Annotated in this window: 19 protein-coding genes; 16 read left to right on the top strand and 3 right to left on the bottom strand. The window is 66.0% G+C overall.

Going from position 1 to position 19,543, the window contains the following annotated elements:
• Nucleotides 1-46: 46 nt before the first annotated feature.
• The 12 genes from pmbA (at nucleotide 47) to erpA (ending at nucleotide 11,373) form a co-directional block, all read left to right on the top strand.
• On the top strand, nucleotides 47-1,411 hold the full coding sequence (gene pmbA / locus ACUTAG_RS17840) for a metalloprotease PmbA (protein ID WP_148317594.1): 1,365 nt from the start codon (nucleotides 47-49) through the stop codon (nucleotides 1,409-1,411).
• A gap of 133 nt (nucleotides 1,412-1,544) precedes the next feature.
• Nucleotides 1,545-2,777 (top strand): TRAP transporter substrate-binding protein, encoded by a 1,233-nt coding sequence (locus ACUTAG_RS17845; RefSeq protein WP_148317592.1) that lies wholly within the window; start codon nucleotides 1,545-1,547, stop codon nucleotides 2,775-2,777.
• 257 nt (nucleotides 2,778-3,034) lie between these two features.
• Complete coding sequence (locus ACUTAG_RS17850; protein ID WP_049071171.1) at nucleotides 3,035-4,189, top strand: ABC transporter substrate-binding protein; 1,155 nt, start codon at nucleotides 3,035-3,037, stop codon at nucleotides 4,187-4,189.
• 249 nt (nucleotides 4,190-4,438) lie between these two features.
• Nucleotides 4,439-5,320: a branched-chain amino acid ABC transporter permease gene (locus ACUTAG_RS17855; protein ID WP_006388637.1), complete on the top strand. Its 882-nt coding sequence runs from the start codon at nucleotides 4,439-4,441 to the stop codon at nucleotides 5,318-5,320.
• 2 nt (nucleotides 5,321-5,322) lie between these two features.
• The gene (locus tag ACUTAG_RS17860; protein WP_006388638.1) at nucleotides 5,323-6,189 is read left to right on the top strand and encodes a branched-chain amino acid ABC transporter permease; all 867 of its coding nucleotides are present in this window, start codon (nucleotides 5,323-5,325) and stop codon (nucleotides 6,187-6,189) included.
• On the top strand, nucleotides 6,182-6,970 hold the full coding sequence (locus ACUTAG_RS17865) for an ABC transporter ATP-binding protein (RefSeq protein ID WP_049071173.1): 789 nt from the start codon (nucleotides 6,182-6,184) through the stop codon (nucleotides 6,968-6,970). The genes ACUTAG_RS17860 and ACUTAG_RS17865 overlap by 8 nt, the downstream gene beginning before the upstream one ends.
• The gene (locus ACUTAG_RS17870; protein ID WP_006388640.1) at nucleotides 6,967-7,680 is read left to right on the top strand and encodes an ABC transporter ATP-binding protein; all 714 of its coding nucleotides are present in this window, start codon (nucleotides 6,967-6,969) and stop codon (nucleotides 7,678-7,680) included. Before ACUTAG_RS17865 ends, ACUTAG_RS17870 begins: the two co-directional genes overlap by 4 nt.
• Before the next feature lie 364 nt (nucleotides 7,681-8,044).
• On the top strand, nucleotides 8,045-8,473 hold the full coding sequence (gene rplM, locus ACUTAG_RS17875) for a 50S ribosomal protein L13 (RefSeq protein WP_006217309.1): 429 nt from the start codon (nucleotides 8,045-8,047) through the stop codon (nucleotides 8,471-8,473).
• Nucleotides 8,474-8,482: 9 nt separating this feature from the next.
• Nucleotides 8,483-8,875 carry a 30S ribosomal protein S9 gene (gene rpsI, locus ACUTAG_RS17880; RefSeq protein ID WP_006388641.1) on the top strand — a complete coding sequence of 131 codons (393 nt, stop codon included), beginning with the start codon at nucleotides 8,483-8,485 and terminating at the stop codon, nucleotides 8,873-8,875.
• Between the two features lie 189 nt (nucleotides 8,876-9,064).
• The gene (gene argC / locus ACUTAG_RS17885; RefSeq protein ID WP_148317590.1) at nucleotides 9,065-10,129 is read left to right on the top strand and encodes an N-acetyl-gamma-glutamyl-phosphate reductase; all 1,065 of its coding nucleotides are present in this window, start codon (nucleotides 9,065-9,067) and stop codon (nucleotides 10,127-10,129) included.
• A gap of 40 nt (nucleotides 10,130-10,169) precedes the next feature.
• Nucleotides 10,170-10,916, top strand: a complete 747-nt coding sequence (locus ACUTAG_RS17890; protein ID WP_006388643.1) for a DUF6776 family protein — start codon at nucleotides 10,170-10,172, stop codon at nucleotides 10,914-10,916.
• 85 nt (nucleotides 10,917-11,001) lie between these two features.
• Nucleotides 11,002-11,373, top strand: a complete 372-nt coding sequence (gene erpA / locus ACUTAG_RS17895) for an iron-sulfur cluster insertion protein ErpA (protein ID WP_006388644.1) — start codon at nucleotides 11,002-11,004, stop codon at nucleotides 11,371-11,373.
• Nucleotides 11,374-11,478: 105 nt separating this feature from the next.
• Here erpA and ACUTAG_RS17900 read toward each other — a convergent pair whose 3' ends face one another.
• On the bottom strand, nucleotides 11,479-12,588 hold the full coding sequence (locus ACUTAG_RS17900) for an anhydro-N-acetylmuramic acid kinase (RefSeq protein WP_024067699.1): 1,110 nt from the start codon (nucleotides 12,586-12,588) through the stop codon (nucleotides 11,479-11,481).
• Nucleotides 12,589-12,666: 78 nt separating this feature from the next.
• Complete coding sequence (locus ACUTAG_RS17905; RefSeq protein WP_026383217.1) at nucleotides 12,667-14,076, bottom strand: M23 family metallopeptidase; 1,410 nt, start codon at nucleotides 14,074-14,076, stop codon at nucleotides 12,667-12,669.
• Nucleotides 14,077-14,333: 257 nt separating this feature from the next.
• Between ACUTAG_RS17905 and tyrS the strand changes: the two genes are divergently transcribed.
• From tyrS to nrdR, 4 genes are all read left to right on the top strand, one after another.
• Nucleotides 14,334-15,563, top strand: coding sequence for a tyrosine--tRNA ligase (gene tyrS / locus ACUTAG_RS17910; protein ID WP_148317588.1), 1,230 nt, complete (start codon nucleotides 14,334-14,336; stop codon nucleotides 15,561-15,563).
• Between the two features lie 72 nt (nucleotides 15,564-15,635).
• Nucleotides 15,636-16,292, top strand: coding sequence for a YbhB/YbcL family Raf kinase inhibitor-like protein (locus ACUTAG_RS17915; protein WP_006388648.1), 657 nt, complete (start codon nucleotides 15,636-15,638; stop codon nucleotides 16,290-16,292).
• A gap of 296 nt (nucleotides 16,293-16,588) precedes the next feature.
• On the top strand, nucleotides 16,589-17,839 hold the full coding sequence (glyA, locus tag ACUTAG_RS17920) for a serine hydroxymethyltransferase (RefSeq protein ID WP_006388650.1): 1,251 nt from the start codon (nucleotides 16,589-16,591) through the stop codon (nucleotides 17,837-17,839).
• Between the two features lie 206 nt (nucleotides 17,840-18,045).
• Nucleotides 18,046-18,525, top strand: coding sequence for a transcriptional regulator NrdR (nrdR, locus tag ACUTAG_RS17925; protein ID WP_006388651.1), 480 nt, complete (start codon nucleotides 18,046-18,048; stop codon nucleotides 18,523-18,525).
• 47 nt (nucleotides 18,526-18,572) lie between these two features.
• On the opposite strand, the gene ACUTAG_RS17930 is transcribed toward nrdR, so the two are convergent.
• Nucleotides 18,573-19,532 carry a GlxA family transcriptional regulator gene (locus tag ACUTAG_RS17930; RefSeq protein WP_024067703.1) on the bottom strand — a complete coding sequence of 320 codons (960 nt, stop codon included), beginning with the start codon at nucleotides 19,530-19,532 and terminating at the stop codon, nucleotides 18,573-18,575.
• Nucleotides 19,533-19,543 lie beyond the last annotated feature (11 nt).

The following is a 19,543-nucleotide window of genomic DNA, read 5'->3' on the forward strand; positions in this document are numbered from 1 at the left end:
AATGACAGACTTGGCTATGATAACCGTCTCTGCAAATTGGACAGCAATGGTCAAATCCTCCTCCTCCTTGCCGCTGGCGGCCAATCACGCGCGTTTTTCCGAACTCGTCGAGCAAACCCTGGCTTACGCGCGCCAGATCGGCGCCTCGGACGCCGCGGCCGAAGTCTCCGAAAGCCTGGGCCTGTCGGTATCGGTGCGCAAGAACGACATCGAGACCGTCGAACAGACCCGTGACCGCTCGCTCGACCTGACGGTCTACGCCGGCCAGAGCCGCGGTTCCGCCTCGACCTCCGACTTCTCCGAAGCCGCGCTGCGCCAGACGGTCGAGGCCGCCTGGCACATCGCCCGCCACACCGCCGCCGATCCGGCCGCCGGCCTTCCCGACGCCGACCAGTTGGCCACCGAATTCCCCGACCTCGACCTGCACCGCGCCTGGACGGTTTCCACCGAGGAAGCCGCCGAACTGGCCCTGCGCGCCGAGCGCGCCGCGCGCGAGGTCGATGCCCGCATCACCAATACCGACGGCGCCGCGGTCGGCACCTACGAAGGCCAGTTCGTCATGGGCAACACCCGTGGCTTCCTGGGCGGCTACCCGTATTCGCGCCACAGCCTGTCGGTGGCGCCCATCGCCGGCCGCGGCAACGGCATGCAGCGCGACTACTGGTACACCTCCGAGCGCGATCCGGCCAAGCTGGCCACGCCCGAGGCCGTCGGCCGCTATGCCGCCGAGCGCACGCTGTCGCGCCTGTCGGCGCGCCGCATCCGCACCGGCAAGTTCCCGGTGCTGTTCGAGGCGCCGCTGGCGCTCGGCCTGGTCGGCGCCCTGACGCAGGCCGCCAACGGCGGCGCGCTGTACCGCAAGGCCAGCTTCCTGCTCGACGCCCTGGGCAAGCCGATCTTCCCCGAACACATCAACCTGACCGAAGACCCGCACATCCGCGGCGCCATGGGCAGTTCGCCGTTCGACGACGAAGGCGTGCGCACCCGCAAGCGCAACGTGGTCTCGGCCGGCGTGCTGGAAGGCTATTTCCTGTCCTCCTACACCGCGCGCAAGCTCGGCATGCAGACCACCGGCAACGCGGGCGGTTCGCACAACCTGGTCTTCAGCTCCACGCTGACGCGCCGTGGCGACGATTTCGAGGCGATGCTCAAGAAGATGGGCACGGGCTTCCTGGTCACCGAGCTGATCGGACAGGGCGTGAACTACGTCACCGGCGACTATTCGCGCGGCGCGTTCGGCTATTGGGTCGAGAACGGCCAGATTCAGCACGCGGTGCAGGAAGTCACCATCGCCGGCAACCTGTCGGACATGTTCCGCCAGATCGTCGCGGTGGGCGCCGACACCATCTCGCGCGGCACCAAGACCACCGGTTCGATCCTGATCGAACAGATGGCGATCGCCGGCACCTGACCCGGCAACCGCGTCACAACGCTCTTTGCAATCCTTGACCGCTCGGGAATTCCTCTAGCCGTCAGCGGCGATGGCAACGTGTAATATCCGGCGGGTATTGCTCAAACTGGTATCGCTGTAGAGGAGCAAAGAGATGCAACGACGTTCATTCTTGAAGCAGGCCGGCCTGGGCGCCGTGGCGGCGGGGGCGGCGGTCAGCGCTCCCGCCCTGGCGCAGGATTCCCCCTCGATCAGCTGGCGCCTGGCGTCCGGCTTTCCGGCGGCGCTGGACCTGCGCTTCGGCGCTGGCGAGATTTTCCGCAAATTCGTCTCCGATGCCACCGGCGGCAAGTTCAGCATCAAGCAACTGGCCGAAGGCGAGGTCGCGCCCGCGGCGCAACTGATGGACGCGGTCGGCGCCGCCACGGTCGAATGCGCCCACGTGTCATCAGGCATCTACTTCGCCAAAAACCCCGCCTTCTGCTTCGATTCGGCGGTGCCGTTCGGGCTGGACGCGGGCCAGATGAATGCCTGGATGCTCGAAGGCGACGGCCTGCGCCTGATGCGCGAACTGTTCAAGGCGCAGAAGATCATCAACTTTCCGCTCGGCAACACCGGTTCGCAGATGGGCCTGTGGTCCAACCGCGAGATCAAGCGCGCGACCGATTTGAAAGACTTGAGGATGCGCGTCGACGGCCTGGCGGCGCAGGTGCTGGCGCATCTGGGCGTGCTGCCGCAGCAGACCGGCGCGGCCGCGCAGGCCAATGACGGGAAGGGCGCCGAGGCCGCCCAGGATGCCAAGCCGGCAGAAGCCGCCAAGGATCCCAAGGACGCCAAGCCGGCGGAGGGCAGCAAGCCGACCGAGGCCGCCAAGTCCGCCGACGCCGCCAAGCCCGCCGAGGCCGCCGCCAAGGCGGGCCCGGACGCCGTGGCCGGCGCCGGCGCCTACGACGACGGCAAACTGGGCCTGAACAAGGCTGCCAGGTTCTATTACGGCCCCAGCTGGTGGGCCGCCAGCGAACAGTTGTCGCTCTATATCAATGAAGAGGCCTGGGCCAAGCTGCCCAAGCACTACCAGGCGGTGGTCGAAGCCGCCGCCCTGGCCGCGCATGCGCGCACCACGGCGGCCTATGCCGCCCGCAATCCCGCCGCACTGGCCCAACTGGTCGCGGCCGGCGCGCAGGTGCGCGCCTTGCCGCGCTCGGTCATGGACGCCGCGTTCGAGGCGACCCAGCAGGTCTACAAGGACCTGGGCGAGAAAGACCCGAAGTTCAAGGCGATCCATGACAACTACATGGGGTTTCGCGACAACGCGATGCCCTGGCTCCGCTTGACGGAGGGCGCCTACGACCAATACCTGGGCGTGGCGCTGTCGGCCCGCAGTTGATGGCAGGTCCGTGTGCCGAATGGCATTCGGTAGGAGGTGGGGTTTTCGCTGATAACCCCGTGTTTTTTACAAAAAAATGGGCGGTTTTACGCCTTTTGTTGAACGGCATTCGAGTTTCGGCCTGATACAAAGGAGTAATATCCCGGGTCTTGACGCGCAAACGTGACGCCTTCAGGCGCCATTGGACGTCAATCCGGCGGGAACATCCTGGCCTGGATAACCAACATTCCGAGACAGACTTTAAGGTGGTATCAACCATGCAATCCAAGACCAAGAAGCTGCTGGCCGCGCTGATCGCCGCCGGCATCGTCCCGGCTGCCCATGCGGCCGACCTCAAGCTGGGCGTGGCTGAAGCCCTGTCCGGCGGCGCCGCCCAGTACGGCGCGTCGATCCGCAACGGCTTCCAGCTCGCGGCCGACGAGATCAACGCCGCGGGCGGGATCAATGGCAACAAGATCGTGCTGGTGGTCGAGGACGAGCAGGGCAAGAAAGAAGAAGCCATCAACGTCTTCAAGAAGCTGATCTTCAAGGACAACGTCCTGATGGTATTCGGCCCGACGCTGTCGAACTCGGCCCAGGCCGCCGACCCGATCGCCCAGGCCGCCAAGACGGTCGCCTTCGGCACCTCCAACACCGCCGACGGCATCACTTCCATCGGCAACTACGTGTTCCGCAACTCGGTCACCGAAGCCGACGTGCTGCCCGCCACCATCTCCACCGTCAAGGCCAAGACCGGCCTGAAGAACGTGGCCGTGCTGTACGGCAACGACGACGTCTTCACCAAGAGCGGCTACGACAACTTCAAGAAGGCCCTGGAAGACCAGAAGATCCCGGTCACCACGACCGAAACGTTCGCCAAGGGCGACGTCGACTTCAAGGCCCAACTGACCAAGATCAAGGGCACCAACCCCGACGCCATCGTGCTGTCGGCGCTGCTGGCCGAAGGCGCCCCGATCATGGTGCAGGCCCGCCAACTGGGCATCAACGTGCCCGTCATCGGCGGCAACGGCATGAACTCGGTCAAGATCTTCGACCTGGCCCCCGGCGGCGCGTCGAACAACCTGTGGATCGGCAGCCCGTGGTCGATCGAGAACAAGGCCCCCGAGAATGTCAAGTTCATCGACGCCTACAAGGCCAAGTTCAACGGCGCGCCCGACCAGTTCGCCGCGCAGTCGTACGACGCCATGTACATCGTCGCCCAGGCCCTGAAGAACACCAAGATCACCGGCGAACTGGCCAAGGACCGCGCCGCCCTGCGTGACGCGCTGCCCTCGGTGCAATGGACCGGCGCCACCGGCGCCTTCAAGTTCCGCCAGGCCACCGACCGCGCCGGCAAGCCCGCCGGCTACGACGCCGACCAGGCGCCGATCGTCAGCGTGACCAAGGACGGCAAGTACGTCATCGAGAAGTAAGCAATCCGCATCCCCGCGCGGGGGGATGCGCCTTGCGGACCGCGGCTGGCCGCGGTCCGCAAGGCGCTTTTTATCGTAGGACTCCCCAGGAATAGAACGGCTCTCTCAGGGCGGCAGGTCCACGCAATGCGCGGCGTGGAAGGCCTTACACAGGCCTGCCCCGGGTCCCGAAGCCGAGCCTGGCGAGCGGCAAGTCCACGCAGGGGGCGCGGCGTGGGGGCTCTTTTTTGATTTGGAATATGTCCCATCATGTTGGAACAACAATTCGTTAACGCCTTGTCGCTGGGCTGTGTGTACGCACTGTTCGCGCTGGGCTTCACGCTGGTATTCGGCGTGCTCGGGGTGATCAACCTCGCGCATGGCGCCGTCTTCATGGTGGGGGCCTACGCGGCGCTCTCCGTGGTGCAGCATTTCGGCCTGCCCCTGTGGGCGGCGCTGATGGTGGCATTTTTCGTCGCCGGCTTCACCGGGGTCATCATCGACTACCTGGTGCTCAAGCCGCTGCGCAAGCGTAATGCTCCCCACCTGATCCCCATGATCGCCACGATCGGCGTGGGCATCATCCTGAACAATGGCGCGCAAGGCATCTTCGGCGCCAGCAACCTGCGCTTCCCGCACGGCACCGTGCCCGAGGAAGTCATCGAGATCGCCGGCCTGCACCTGACCGTGATCGAACTGGGCATCATCTTCCTGTCGTTCGCGCTGATGGCCCTGCTGATGTTCGTGATGCGTCGCACGCAGTTCGGTCGCGCCCTGCGCGCCATTGCCGAATCGCCCAAGGCCGCCTGGCTGCTGGGCATCAACGTCGAAAAGCTCTTCATCACCACCTCGTTCGCCGCCGCCGCTTTGGGCGGTGTCGCGGGCGTGCTGATCGGCCTGTACTCGAACGCGCTGTTCCCGCTGATGGGCCAGCCGATGCTGCACAAGGGCATCGCGGTCATCATCCTGGGCGGCATGGGCGACATTCGTGGCGCCATGCTGGGCGGGCTGTTCCTGGGCTTCGCGGAAGTGCTGTCGGTGGCCTACATCGGCTCCACCATGCGCGACGCGGTGGCATTCGGCCTGCTGTTCCTGATCCTGCTGGTGCGCCCGCAAGGTCTGTTCGGCAAAGTGGTTCAACGCAAGGCTTGAGTATGAGCGGATTCGAAAACTTCTGGGCCATCTATGGCAACCTGGTGCTGACGCTCGGCACCAACGCCCTGCTGGCCCTCTCCATCTGGCTGACGCTTGCCTGCGGCATGCTGGCCATGGCCAATGCGGCCTTCATGGGCATCGGCGCCTACGCGGCGGCGTTGCTCACCATGAACTACGACGTCTCGTTCCCGGTCGCGCTGGCCGGCGGCATGGCGGCGCCGGCCCTGGTGGCGGCGTTGATCGGCTTGCCGACCTTGCGGCTGTCAGGGGTCTACCTCGCCATGGCCACGCTGGGCTTTGGCGAAGTGGTGCGGGTGACGGTGCTGAACACCGAGTCGATCACCGGCGGCGCGCTGGGCCTGAACGGCATTCCGCAGCTGACGCAGTGGTGGCACGTCATCCTGGCGGTCGTCATCGTGCTGTTCGTGCTGTGGCGAGTGCGCGCCTCCAAGATCGGACGCGCCTTCGAGGCCATCCGCGGCGACGAGACCGCGGCCGGCCTGATGGGCATCGACGTGCGCGCCAACAAGATGCTGGCCTTCGTGGCGGGCGCCATGATCGCCGGCCTGGCCGGCGCGCTCAATGCGCACCTGACCTTCTTCATCGGCCCCAACGAATACGGCTTCGACCGTGGCGTGGAAATCCTGACGATGGCCATCCTGGGCGGTATCGGCGGCCTGGCCGGCCCCGTGCTGGGCAGCTTCATCATCACCGTGCTGCCGGAGTTGCTGCGCGGCTTCGCGGATTTCCGCCTGGTCATCAACGGAGTGATCCTGGTGGTGATTGTGCTGTTCCTGCCGCAAGGCATCTGGGATCCGGCGCGCTTCAAGCGCTGGATGCGTCAAGGAGGCAAGCGCCATGCTTGAGCTGACCTCCGTTTCCAAGAGCTTCGGCGGCCTGCACGTGCTGCATGACGTCAGCCTGTCGGTGCCCGAAGGCGCGATCTTCGGCCTGATCGGACCCAACGGCGCCGGCAAGACCACGGTGTTCAACCTGATCACCGGGCTGCTGCCGCCCAGCGGCGGCGGCATCGCCTTCAATGGCGAGAGCCTGCTGCGTCGCAAGCCGCACGCCATCACCCGCATGGGCATCGCCCGCACCTTCCAGAACATCCGTCTCTTCAAGGAGATGACGCTGCTGGAAAACGTGGTGGTGGGCGCCTACCGCCACATGAACTACGGCTTTCCCAGTCTCTTGCTGGGCCTGCCGGGCTACCGCGAGCACGAAAAGCGCGCCCGCGAGCGCGCCCACGAGCTGCTGACGTGGATGCGCCTGGACCACAAGGCCAACGACCTGGCCGACAACCTGTCGTACGGCGAGCAGCGCCGCCTGGAGCTGGCGCGCGCGCTGGCCACCGAGCCCAAGCTGCTGCTGCTGGACGAGCCGGTCGCCGGCATGAACACCGGCGAGCGCGCCGAGCTGATGCGCGAGATCCTGGCGATCCGCGACCGCGGCTACACCATCCTCATGATCGAGCACGACATGCGCTTCGTGATGGGGCTGTGCGAACGCATCGCGGTGTTGAACTTCGGCAAGATCATCGCTTGCGGCGGGCCTGAAGAGATCCGCAACAACGAGCAGGTCATCGAGGCCTACCTGGGCCGCGAGGACGACGACGACACCGACAACGCGGAGGCCGCACAATGAGCAGCGCAATGCTGGAAGTCCGCGGACTCGAGGTCAACTACGGCCACATCGAAGCCGTCCGCGGCATCGACCTGGACCTGGAAGCCAAGGAAATCACCGCCCTGGTCGGCGCCAACGGCGCCGGCAAATCGACCACGCTGCTGGCGCTGTCGGGCCTGCTGCCCAAGGCGCGCGGCAAGATCCTGTTCGAAGGCGAGGACGTCACCAACCTGGCGCCGCACCAGCTGGTGGCGCGCGGCATCGTCCAGGTGCCGGAAGGCCGGGCCATCCTCACCACCATGACCGTGCTGGAGAACCTCGAGCTGGGCGCCTACCGCCGCGGCCTGAAGAACATCGACTCGGACCTGGAATACGTCTTCAACCTGTTCCCGCGCCTGAAAGAGCGGATCACCGGCATCGCCGGCAATCTCTCCGGCGGCGAACAGCAGATGCTGGCGATCGGCCGCGCCCTGATGGCCAAGCCGCGCCTGTTGCTGCTGGACGAACCGTCGATGGGCCTGGCGCCGATCGTGGTGCAGGAAATCTTCCGCTCGCTGCGGGCCATCAACGCCGACGGCCTGACCCTGTTCCTGGTCGAGCAGAACGTGCGCCAGGCGCTCAAGATCGCCCAGCACGGCTATGTGCTGGAGAACGGCGCCATGGCGCTGTCGGGCACCGGTCGCGGGCTGCTGGGCCACCCGCGGGTGCTGGAAGCCTATCTGGGCGCATGATCCGCGCGGCGGAACGGGCAAGGGGCGCCGGAGCGCGCTGGCGGGGTTCCCGGCGGCGTGCACTTGCGTCCCCTTTAAAAATGCGACAGTCGTTTCCCTCGGAACGGCTGTCCATCCACCCGGATTCGATCGCGGCTGCCCATTTTTTGAGCATCCGTGGTAGAATTTCAGGCTTTCCCTCATTTTGACCATTGCACGGGCGGGTAATAACGCTTAGGCGGGACGTCGATAGGGACCGTGGGTTGGCTGAAACCCGGCACTGAAACCCAGTTGCTGGAAAGATGCCGGCTCCATTGTCTAGTTGGGGGAAAAAGCCTGGCTGGATCGTCCAGTCAGAGACCATTTTTCATATCTAGGAACCATCATGAAGACCTTTGTGGCCAAGCCGCATGAAGTCCAACGTGACTGGTTTGTGATCGACGCCAAGGGCAAAGTCCTCGGTCGTGTGGCCAGCGAAGTCGCACGTCGTCTGCGTGGCAAGCACAAACCTGAATTCACGCCGCACGTTGATACCGGCGATTACATCGTCATCATCAACGCTTCCGATATCGTCGTTACCGGTACCAAGGCGAAGGACAAGAAGTACTTCCGCCACACCACGTACCCGGGCGGTATCCGCGAAACGAACTTCGAGAAGATGCAAGAGCGTTTTCCCGGTCGCGCCATTCAGAAGGCCGTCAAGGGCATGCTGCCCAAGGGTCCTCTGGGCTACGCCATGATCAAGAAGCTGAAGGTCTATGCCGGTGCCGAGCACCCGCACACCGCCCAGCAGCCCAAGACGCTGGATATCTAAGGAAACGCCATGATCGGTAACTGGAACTACGGAACCGGCCGTCGCAAAACTTCGGTGGCTCGCGTTTTCATCAAGAAGGGCACCGGCAAGATCGTCGTCAACGGCAAGCCCGTCGACGAATTCTTCGCCCGTGAAACCGGCCGCATGGTCGTGCGCCAGCCGCTGGAACTGACCGGCCACCTGGAATCGTTCGACATCAAGGTCAACGTGCACGGCGGCGGTGAAACCGGCCAGGCCGGCGCAGTCCGTCACGGCATCACGCGTGCCCTGATCGACTACGACGCGACCCTGAAGCCCGCGCTGTCGCAAGCTGGTTTCGTGACCCGCGATGCCCGCGAAGTCGAACGCAAGAAGGTCGGCTTCCGCAAGGCGCGCCGTCGCAAGCAGTTCAGCAAGCGTTAATCGCTGCGAAAAAAGCCCGCCTCGTGCGGGCTTTTTTTTACATCCCGGGGGCCCAGGCCCCGTCCAGGCCCGCGGAACTCCGCGGGCTTCGTCCGGTCGGACAGCGGTTGCCGCGCGGTTTCCGGCGTGGCGGCAAGGCCGGTTGTCCGAGCGATACAATCGAGCCTCGTTCTACGAAGAGCACACATCATGGCCCAAGCATCGAACTCCCGTATCAAGGTTGGTATCGTCGGCGGCACCGGTTACACCGGCGTCGAACTGCTGCGCTTGCTGTCGCAGCATCCCCATGTGGAATTGACCGCCATCACGTCCCGCAAGGAAGACGGGCTGCCGGTGGCCGACATGTACCCGAACCTGCGCGGCCGCGTGCAGATCGCCTTCTCCGCGCCGGAAAAGGCCACGCTGACCGACTGCGACGTGGTGTTCTTCGCCACGCCCCACGGCGTGGCCATGGCCCAAGCCCAGGAACTGATCGCCGCCGGCACCAAGGTCATCGACCTGGCCGCGGACTTCCGCCTGCAGGACGTGCCCACCTTCGAACGCTGGTACAAGATTCCCCATACCTGCCCGGACATCCTGGCTGAATCCCAGTACGGCCTGGTCGAGCTGAACCGCGAAGCCATCGCCAAGGCGCGCGTCATCGGCAACCCGGGCTGCTACCCGACCACCGTGCTGCTGGGCCTGGCCCCGCTGCTCGAAGGCGGCAAGCAACTGGTCGATGCGCAGACCCTGATCGCCGACTGCAAGTCGGGTGTTTCCGGGGCCGGCCGCAAGGCCGAAGTCGGCTCGCTGTTCTCCGAGGCATCCGACAACTTCAAGGCCTACGGCGTGGCCGGCCACCGTCACCATCCCGAAATCGTCGCCCAGCTCGAGAAGATCGCCGGGGGCAAGGTCGGCCTGACCTTCGTGCCGCACCTGGTGCCGATGATCCGTGGCATGTACTCGACCATCTACGCCCGCATCAAGCCCGAGGCGCGCGACACCGACTTCCAGGCCCTGTTCGAGCAGCGCTACGCCGACGAAGCGTTCGTCGACGTCATGCCCGCCGGCAGCCTGCCCGAGACGCGCTCGGTGCGCGCTTCCAACAACCTGCGCATCGCACTGTCGCGCCCGGGCGGCGGCGACCAGCTCATCATCATGGTGGTGCAGGACAACCTGGTGAAGGGCGCGGCCGGCCAGGCCGTGCAAAACATGAACCTGATGTTCGGCTTGCCCGAGACCGTCGGCCTGGACCAGGTCGCGATCCTGCCTTGATGTCCGGCCGGGCTGGCGGTTTGCCGCCGGCCCGCTCCCCATGTCCAACGATTCCTCCGCGACGCCTCGAACTTCCCGTGCCGGCCTCGGCCTGCGGGTCGCCGCCGGCGTGCTGGCCGGTGTGCTGGCGGGCGCGGCGGCGGGCTATTACTACGCGCGCGGCGTCTACCAACCCAAGGACGCCGTCGTGCTCAGCGCGGCGCAGGTCGAGACGCGCGACGAAGCCATGCGCCAGCAGGCGGTGCAATTGCGCTACCTGCGCGGCCAGCTCGATACCGCCGACGGCGAGCTGGTGATCGAGCGCTCGGCGCGCCAGGAACTCGAAACCCAGCTGCACGCCGCGCAGGCCGAGATCGGCCGCGTGCGCGACCAGCTGGCGTTCTATGAACAACTGCTGCCCCCGGGGCCCGAAGGCACCGTGGACATCCGCGGCGCCCAGATCGACCGCGAAGGCGGCGGGCTGCGCTACAAGGTGCTGCTGATGCGCAGCGGCCGCAATGGTGCCGCCCCGTTCGCCGGCACGCTGCGGTTCCAGGCCGTCGGCACGCTCAAGGGCGAAACCGTCACCGTGGACCTGGCGCCGATGCAGGTCAAGGCCGAAAGCGGTCCCGTGCCCGCCACCGGCGAAACCACCACCGCGGCGTCGCTGGCCTTGCAGTTCGACCAGTACCAGCGCAGCCAGGGCGTCCTGGCCGTGCCCGAGGGATTTGTCCCCGAAAGCGTCACCATCAGTGTCCTGGAGGGCGATGTGGTCCGCGCCTCCCGCAGCGTCAAGCTCGAACTTTGAGTCCGGGCGGCGCTGCGCTATAGTGACTACATGCGAGCGGCGCAGCCGCTCATCGGAATACGGCCCCAGCGGCCAGGAGTGAATCATGAATGCAGTGACCGAAACTGTCGACCTGCAGGCCGCCCCGCCTGCTCCCCTGGTGTTCACCGACTCGGCTGCCGCCAAGGTCAAGGACCTGCTGGCCGAGGAAGGCAACCCCGAGCTGAAGCTGCGCGTGTTCGTGCAGGGCGGCGGCTGTTCGGGTTTCCAGTACGGTTTCACGTTCGACGAAGTCGTCAACGAAGACGACACCGTGCTGGACAAGGCCGGCGTGCAACTGCTGGTCGACCCCATGAGCTTCCAGTACCTGGTTGGCGCCGAGATCGACTACAAGGAAGACCTGGAAGGCGCCCAGTTCGTCATCCGCAATCCCAACGCCAGCACCACCTGCGGCTGCGGCTCGTCGTTCTCGGTGTAAGCCGGTAGCGGCGTTGCGCCGCGATGGCGGCGGGCCACGCCCGCTCGGCCACAAAAAAAGCCCTTCGGTTTTCCGAGGGGCTTTTTGTCGTGCGGGCGGCGCGCGTCAGGCGGGATACAAGGCGCCCAGGATGCGCGCGCCACGCGCACCGGTGACGCCGGGCAGGCCGGCGGGGCGGCGCGCCAGGAAGGCCTGGGCCAGCCAGGCGAACGCCAGCGCCTCCACCTGTTGCGCCGGGACGCCCAGCGCGTCGGTGGCATGCACCGGGCGCTGCAGGCAATACGCCAACTCACGCATCAGTCCGGGGTTGCAGGCGCCGCCGCCGCAGACATAGAGCTCGCGCACGTCCGTGCCGGCGGCGTCGATGGCGTTGGCGACTGTGCGGGCCGTCAGGCGTTGCAGGGTGGCCTGCACGTCCTGCGGCGCCGGCCTGGGACCATCGTAGGCGGCCAGCCGGTCGTCCAGCCAGCGCATGTTGAACAGGTCGCGGCCGGTCGATTTGGGCGGCGGCAGCGCGAACCACGGTTCGCTCGCGATCAGTTGTTCCAGCAGCGGCGCCAGCACCTGGCCGCTGGCGGCCCAGCGGCCGTCGGCGTCATAGGACTGGCCCAGGTGCCGCTGGCACCAGCCATCCAGGAAGACATTGGCCGGGCCCGTGTCGAAGCCGCGTGGCGGCTGGTCCGGCGCCAGCAGCGTGACGTTGGCGATGCCGCCCAGGTTCAGCACCGCGCGGCCTTGCGGCGCGCCGAACACGGCCGCGTGGAAGGGCGGCACCAGCGGCGCGCCCTGGCCGCCGGCGGCCACGTCGCGGCTGCGGAAGTCCGCCACCACGTCGATGCCGGTCAGCTCCGCCAGCAGGGCGGGCGCGTTCAATTGCACGGTATAGCCGCTGTCGGGGCGGTGGCGTACCGTCTGGCCATGGGCGCCGATGGCGGCAACGTCCCGCGCTTGCAGCTTGGCGCCGGCCAGCAGGTCCGCCACCACCTGCGCATACAGGCGGGCCAGTTCGTTGGCGGCGAGCGCGGCGCGGGCCAATTCGTCGTCGCCGGCAAGGTTCAGGGCCAGGAACTCGGCCCGCAGCGCGGCGGGCATTGACAGGCTGGCGCTGGCCAGCACCTGCGGCGGCTGGCCGTCGCGCAGTCGCGCCAGGACACCGTCGACGCCGTCCACGCTGGTGCCGGACATCAGGCCGATGAAATGCTGGGGTGTCGTCATGTCAAAAGCCGCCTGTAAAAAAGCGGCCCGGCATCGAGATGCGCGGGCCGCCTTGCGGATGCGTGATGCAGGTCCGGCTCAGCGGCTGGCCACGTTGGTCAGCGCGTCGGGCAGGGTCTGCTGGAATTCGGTGAGCAGCTGGATCTGCTGCTTGTACGGCGCCACGGCCTGATTGAAGGCGCGGATTTCGGCCGGTTCCAGGGCGCGGGCGACGGGCAGGTCGACCGACAACGGGTCGATCGGCTGGTTGTCGACGCGGAACTCGTAGTGCAGGTGCGGACCGGTGGCCCAGCCGGTGGCGCCGACGTAGCCGATCAGTTGCCCTTGCGAGATCTTGCTGCCCTTGGTGATGCCTTCGGCGATGCGGCTCTGGTGCGCGTAGAGCGTCGAGTACTTGCCGTGGTGCTTGACGATGACCACGTTGCCGTAGCCGTTCTGCCAGCCGGCGAATTCCACCGTGCCGTCGGCCGTGGAGTGGATCGGCGTGCCTGACGGCGCGGCATAGTCCACGCCCTTGTGCCCCGTCCAGGTCTTGTGGATGGGGTGCATGCGCATGCCGAACGTCGAGCTGATGCGGCTGAACTTCAGGGCGGTGCGCAGGAACGCGCCGCGCAGGCTGGTGCCGTCGAAGTCGTAGTACGAGCCGGTCTTGTTGTCGGCGCTGAACCAGACGGCGGAGTAGGTCTTGCCGCCGTTGATGAATTCCAGGGCCAGCACGCGGCCGGCGCCGGCGTAGCGGCCATCGTGCGAGCGCACTTCGTAGACCACGCGGAACTGGTCGCCCTGGCGCAGGTCGCGCAGGAAGTCGATCTTGGCGCTGAGGATGTCGGCCATCTGCATGGTGACCGAATCGGGGATGCCGGCGGCATCGGTGGCGCCGAACAGCGAGGACCGGATCGTGCCCACGGCGACGCGGGTCTGGCGATCGGTGCTTTCGGTGATTTCCTCGGCCTTGTAGCCGTCGTCGGTGCGCGCCACGTGCAGCATGCGAGTGACGACCTGGCCGTCGGCCTCGTTGCCCGGCGTGTGGATGTAGCGCAGCCAGATCAGGTTGCCTTCGGCGTCGGTCGCGGCCTGCACCGACCGGCCCGGGTACAGCTTGTAGATGCTGCGCGCGCTGGCGTCGTGGGTCAGGAAGGTCTGCAGGTCCGGGGAGTCCAGCTCCAGGCGCTGCAGCACGGCGGCCAGCGTGTCGCCCGCGCGGATGCGGGTTTCGCTGATGTAGGGCGCGGCGCTGGGGGTGCTGACTTCGACCTGTTCGGTGGTCAGCGGCAGGATGCTCTGGATGACGCGGGACGGGGGGAGTTCGCTGCGGTCGGGTTGCTGCACCATGCCCAAGGCGGCGGCGCCGGCAAACAGACCCATGGCGGTGACGAGGAGAGTGCGGCGGAAAAGTCCCGAGCGATGCGGCTTGGGCTCGACGGGCGCAAATACGGCGGCAACTTTGCGTTTGATGCTACTCGCCAGGTCGTGGAGGCCACGATTCATCGTGAAGATACCCTCTCAGGTGGCATGAGCTCGCAGGGTGCGTGACACGAACGGCCCCCGCGCGCCACGTTTTCCGGGGCAAGGGCTGGCGCGGGGCGCATCTTGTGAACAACGGGTGGTAACCGGAGCACAACTGCGTATATATGACAGTTGCGTATGATTAGGGCGGTATCCTAGCTGATTCGGCTAGAATTTTCGATAGTTTTCGTCACTTTTTACACCTTTTTATCGGCTGAAGCCGTTGCGGCCCCCCAAAAATGTCACCCTCCGAAGCCCCCATCACCCCCGAAGTCGAAGCCGATCTGCGTATTGCCAAGCGCGGATGCGATGAGTTGCTGGTCGAAGCCGAATTCGCCCGCAAGCTGGCCCGCAGCCGCGCCACCGGCGTGCCGCTGCGCATCAAGCTGGGGCTGGACCCGACCGCGCCGGACATCCACCTGGGCCACACGGTGGTGCTCAACAAGATGCGCCAGTTGCAGGACCTGGGCCATGAGGTCATCTTCCTGATCGGCGACTTCACCTCGACCATCGGCGATCCCAGCGGCCGCAACAGCACCCGCCCGCCGCTCACGCGCGAGCAGATCGAGGCCAACGCCAAGACCTACTACGCGCAGGCCAGCCTGGTACTGGATCCGGCTCGCACCGAGATCCGTTACAACTCGGAGTGGTGCGACCCGCTGGGCGCGCGCGGCATGATCCAGCTGGCGTCGCGCTATACCGTGGCGCGCATGATGGAACGCGAAGATTTCACCAAGCGCTTCAAGGGCGGCATCCCGATCTCGGTGCATGAATTCCTGTACCCGCTGATGCAGGGTTACGACTCGGTGGCGCTGAAGTCCGATCTGGAGCTGGGGGGCACCGATCAGAAGTTCAACCTGCTGGTCGGCCGCGAGCTGCAGAAGGAGTATGGACAGGAGCCGCAGTGCATCCTGACGATGCCGCTGCTGGTCGGCACCGACGGTGTCGAGAAGATGTCCAAGTCCAAGGGCAACTACATCGGCATTTCGGAGTCGCCGGATTCGATGTTCGGCAAGCTGATGTCGATTTCCGACACGCTGATGTGGCGCTACTTCGAGCTGCTGTCGTTCCGTTCGCTGGAAGACATCGCCGCGCTGCGCCAGGAGATCGACGGCGGCCGCAATCCGCGCGACGCCAAGGTCATGCTGGCGCAGGAAATCATCACCCGTTTCCATTCGGCCAAGGCCGCCGAGGACGCCCTGGCCGCGTTCGAGGCGCGTTTCCGCGACGGCGCGATTCCGGAGGACATGCCCGAGGTCAGCATCGGCCGCGCGCCGGTCGGCATCCTCAAACTGTTGCGCGAGGCTGGCCTGGTGGCTTCGGGTTCCGAGGCGCAGCGCAACGTCGAGCAGGGCGGGGTGCGCGTCAATGGCGACCGGGTCGAAGACAAATCGTTGCAACTGCCTGCGGGGACTTACGTGGTCCAGGTGGGCAAGCGCAAGTTCGCGCGTGTTAAGTTGAACCCATAATCGCGAAGATTTTGATACGCTGGGGGGACGTTCAAGGCTGGGATGCCTTCGCAGCACTTCAAGGAGCACGACATGAAACTTTCGAGTTTGTCTTTTTCCGATAACGAGTCGATTCCGGAGCGCTACGCCTTCGGCAAGATCGATGCGCAATCGCACGTCGCGCTGGCTGACAACTACAACCCGCAGTTTTCCTGGGACGATGTCCCGGCGGGTACGCAGTCGTTCGCCTTGATCTGCCACGACCCGGACGTTCCCTCCAAGCCCGACGACGTCAACCAGGAGGGCCGTGAAGTGCCGGCCGACCTGCCGCGGGTGGATTTCTTCCATTGGGTGCTGGTCGACCTGGCGGCCGACATGCGTGAAATCGACGAAGGCGCTTTTTCCAGCGGTATCACGCCGCGTGGCAAGGGCGGCCCGCTGGCGCCGCTGGATGCCCGCCAGGGCATCAACTCGTACTCGTCCTGGTTCGCCAACGACCACGACATGAGCGGCGACTATTTCGGCTATGACGGCCCGTGCCCGCCCTGGAACGACGCACTGGTGCACCGCTACGTGTTCACGCTGTATGCGCTGGACGTCCATACGCTGAACCTGCAGGGTTCGTTCACCGGCGAGGACGCGCTGCGCGCCATCCAGAAGCACGTGCTGGCGCAGGCGTCGCTGACCGGCACCTACACGCTCAACCCGAAGCTGGCGCCCAAGCAGATCGGGGCGACCTCGGCGTCCTGATCGCCGTTGTCGATCCGCCAGCCGAAAGGGCCGCGTTTGTTGCGGCCCTTTTTGTTTGCGCCGCGGGCGGGGTGGCGTCCACGCATTGCATGAAAGTTTTTCAAGCCGGATTGAGCGCGTTTTCCGGTTACGGCGGATGGGAGGAACTTTCCCGTCCTTGCCGGGACTTTTACCTCTGTTCGGGGCATTTTGGCGACAGGGAAAGCGGCGGTACGCGGTAAACTATTCGTCATTATCCGGGTTTACCCACCCGGGCGCAGTTTTCTCCTCTCTTACCGCCTCAGGAACCCCCCGTCATGTTTGACCGCAACCTCACCCTCTCCAAGGCTGACCCGGACGTCTGGGCCGCCGTCCAGAAGGAAGACGTTCGCCAGGAACAGCACATCGAGCTGATCGCTTCGGAGAACTACGCCAGCCCGGCCGTCATGGAAGCCCAGGGCACGCAGCTCACGAACAAGTACGCCGAAGGCTACCCGGGCAAGCGCTACTACGGCGGTTGCGAATACGTCGACGTGGTCGAGCAGCTGGCCATCGACCGCCTGAAGCAGATCTTCGGCGCCGAAGCCGCCAACGTGCAGCCCAACTCGGGTTCGCAGGCCAACCAGGGCGTGTACATGGCCGTCCTGAAGCCGGGCGACACGGTGCTGGGCATGAGCCTGGCCGAAGGTGGCCACCTGACGCACGGCGCGTCGGTCAACGCCTCGGGCAAGCTGTACAACTTCATCTCGTACGGCCTGGACGAAAACGAAGTCCTGAACTACGCCCAGGTCGAGCAGCTCGCCAAGGAACACAAGCCCAAGCTGATCGTCGCCGGCGCCTCGGCCTACGCCCTGCACATCGACTTCGAGCGCATGGCCCGCATCGCCCACGACAACGGCGCGCTGTTCATGGTCGACATCGCCCACTACGCCGGCCTGGTCGCCGGCGGCGCGTACCCCAACCCGGTGCCGCACGCCGACTTCGTCACCTCGACCACGCACAAGTCGCTGCGCGGCCCGCGCGGCGGCGTCATCATGATGAAGGCCGAATACGAGAAGATCATCAACTCGGCCATCTTCCCGGGCATCCAGGGCGGTCCGCTGATGCACGTCATCGCCGGCAAGGCCGTGGCCTTCAAGGAAGCGCTGGAACCCGAATTCAAGACCTACGCGCAACAAGTGGTCAAGAACGCCAAGGTGCTGGCCGACACGCTGGTCAAGCGCGGCCTGCGCATCGTTTCGGGCCGAACCGAAAGCCACGTCATGCTGGTGGACCTGCGTGCCAAGGGCATCACGGGCAAGGAAGCCGAAGCCGTGCTGGGCCAGGCTCATATCACCGTCAACAAGAACGCCATCCCGAACGATCCGGAAAAGCCCTTCGTGACCAGCGGCATCCGCCTGGGCACGCCGGCCATGACCACCCGCGGCTTCACCGAAGCCGAGGCCGAGCTGACCGCCAACCTGATCGCCGACGTGCTGGACAACCCGCGTGACGAAGCCAACATCGCCGCCGTGCGCGCCAAGGTCAATGAGCTGACCTCGCGCCTGCCGGTGTACGGCAAGAAGTGATGCGGCGGCGGATCTTTCCCGCCGGCACATGACGAGGACGGCTCCGCAAGGGGCCGTCCTTTTGTTTTCGGGCCAATGGCGCTTGCGCGCCAGCGGTCATCGTGGCAAAAATAATAGGGACGAATTTGTCATAGTCGCCACGGATCGACTGTCGCCTCGTTACAATGTGGGCGAATTATTGCTTTCCGTGTTTTCAGGGATCACACATGCGGTGTCCATTTTGCGGCAACTCCGAAACGCAGGTCGTCGACAGCCGTGTCTCGGAAGAGGGCGACGCCATCCGTCGCCGGCGCCGCTGCCAGTCCTGTGACAAGCGCTTCACCACCTACGAGCGGGTGGAGCTGGCGATGCCGTCCGTGGTCAAGCGCAACGGCAGCCGCAGCGACTACGATCCCGCCAAGCTGCGCGCCAGCCTGAGCCTGGCGCTGCGCAAGCGCCCGGTCAGCACCGAGGACGTGGACGCCGCCGTCGCCCGCATCGAGGAACAACTCCTGGCCAGCGGGCTGCGCGAAGTGGCTTCCGGGCATATCGGCGAACTGGTCATGAACGAGCTGCGCAAGCTCGACAAGGTGGCCTACGTGCGCTTTGCGTCGGTGTACAAGAGCTTCGAGGACATCGGCGAATTCGTCGAGGCGATCCGCGAGATGCAGGGGCCGGTGCTGCCCGCCAAGCTGCGCAAGGAATGAGGGCGCCGCGCGGCGCCTGAGGGGCGCGGATTGACTCGCAAGGCGCGCTACAGCGCGGGTGTCCGCGCCATGCTGGGCGTCTGCGGCTGGAATCGGCGCCACACGCGGCGCAGGTGCTGGGCCGAGCCGAATCCGGATTTCTCCGCCACCATCTCCAGGTTCAGGCGGGTTTCACGCAGCATGTCGCGCGCCAGCGCCACGCGTATCTGATACAGGTAGTCCATCGGCGTGCAGCCGGCGTGCTCGCGGAACAGCCGCGTCAGGTGGCGCGAACTGGTGTGGGCCTGCTCGGCCAGCGACTGCGCCGACCACGGCGCCGCCGGGTTGCGCACCACCGCGTCCTGGACCCGGTGCACACCGGGATGCATGTGGTTGCGGTGTTCCAGCCAGGGCGACAGGGCCGAGTCGGTGCCGGCGCGGCGCTGGTAGACCACCATGTCGCGCGCCACTTCACTGGCCACGCGTGGGCCGCAGTGGCGCGACACCATGTGCAGCGCCAGGTCGATGCCGGCGGTGATGCCGGCGCTGCTGACCAGGTTGCCGTCTTCGACGAAGATGCGGTTGTCGTGCAGCCGGGCGGACGGATCCATGTCGGCCAATTGCGCCAGGCAGCTGTGGTGCGTGGTGCATTCGCGCTGGCGCGTCAGGCCGGCCGCGGCGGCGAACAGGGCGCCGGCGCAGACGGTCATCAGCGTGAAGCCGTCGACCGGATGGCGCGCCGCCAGCCAGTCGATGATGACGCGGGCCTCGGGCTCGTCCAGGCGGATGTGCTTGCCCACCACCCCGGACACGATCACCAGCGCCTCGGGCGGCAGCTTCTGGGGCAGGGGCTGGATCCGCGCCAGGTGCAGGCCGGGAATGCCGCTTTCCACTTCGGTCGAGGGGCCGCAGAAATGCTGCGCGAAGGCGTCCGGGCACAGCTTGTTGGCAACCCGGAACGCCTCGGCCGGCCCGGCCACGTCGAGCAGCACGATTCCCCGCGGCAACACGAAGTACACGGGAATCATGGCGGCGCGTC

It is taken from the genome of Achromobacter sp. CSND-B12 (assembly GCF_052906545.1).

Bases quoted from the DNA above. Each gene is read 5' to 3' on its own strand.
- ACUTAG_RS17870 (WP_006388640.1), top strand. From the start codon at position 6,967: ATGAGCAGCGCAATGCTGGAAGTCCGCGGACTCGAGGTCAACTACGGC.
- nrdR (WP_006388651.1), top strand. From the start codon at position 18,046: ATGCGGTGTCCATTTTGCGGCAACTCCGAAACGCAGGTCGTCGACAGC.
- ACUTAG_RS17865 (WP_049071173.1), top strand. From the start codon at position 6,182: ATGCTTGAGCTGACCTCCGTTTCCAAGAGCTTCGGCGGCCTGCACGTG.
- rplM (WP_006217309.1), top strand. From the start codon at position 8,045: ATGAAGACCTTTGTGGCCAAGCCGCATGAAGTCCAACGTGACTGGTTT.
- ACUTAG_RS17930 (WP_024067703.1), bottom strand. From the start codon at position 19,532: ATGATTCCCGTGTACTTCGTGTTGCCGCGGGGAATCGTGCTGCTCGAC.
- argC (WP_148317590.1), top strand. From the start codon at position 9,065: ATGGCCCAAGCATCGAACTCCCGTATCAAGGTTGGTATCGTCGGCGGC.
- erpA (WP_006388644.1), top strand. From the start codon at position 11,002: ATGAATGCAGTGACCGAAACTGTCGACCTGCAGGCCGCCCCGCCTGCT.
- tyrS (WP_148317588.1), top strand. From the start codon at position 14,334: ATGTCACCCTCCGAAGCCCCCATCACCCCCGAAGTCGAAGCCGATCTG.
- ACUTAG_RS17915 (WP_006388648.1), top strand. From the start codon at position 15,636: ATGAAACTTTCGAGTTTGTCTTTTTCCGATAACGAGTCGATTCCGGAG.
- ACUTAG_RS17900 (WP_024067699.1), bottom strand. From the start codon at position 12,588: ATGACGACACCCCAGCATTTCATCGGCCTGATGTCCGGCACCAGCGTG.
- ACUTAG_RS17905 (WP_026383217.1), bottom strand. From the start codon at position 14,076: ATGAATCGTGGCCTCCACGACCTGGCGAGTAGCATCAAACGCAAAGTT.
- pmbA (WP_148317594.1), top strand. From the start codon at position 47: ATGGTCAAATCCTCCTCCTCCTTGCCGCTGGCGGCCAATCACGCGCGT.
- ACUTAG_RS17845 (WP_148317592.1), top strand. From the start codon at position 1,545: ATGCAACGACGTTCATTCTTGAAGCAGGCCGGCCTGGGCGCCGTGGCG.
- glyA (WP_006388650.1), top strand. From the start codon at position 16,589: ATGTTTGACCGCAACCTCACCCTCTCCAAGGCTGACCCGGACGTCTGG.
- rpsI (WP_006388641.1), top strand. From the start codon at position 8,483: ATGATCGGTAACTGGAACTACGGAACCGGCCGTCGCAAAACTTCGGTG.
- ACUTAG_RS17890 (WP_006388643.1), top strand. From the start codon at position 10,170: ATGTCCAACGATTCCTCCGCGACGCCTCGAACTTCCCGTGCCGGCCTC.
- ACUTAG_RS17850 (WP_049071171.1), top strand. From the start codon at position 3,035: ATGCAATCCAAGACCAAGAAGCTGCTGGCCGCGCTGATCGCCGCCGGC.
- ACUTAG_RS17860 (WP_006388638.1), top strand. From the start codon at position 5,323: ATGAGCGGATTCGAAAACTTCTGGGCCATCTATGGCAACCTGGTGCTG.
- ACUTAG_RS17855 (WP_006388637.1), top strand. From the start codon at position 4,439: ATGTTGGAACAACAATTCGTTAACGCCTTGTCGCTGGGCTGTGTGTAC.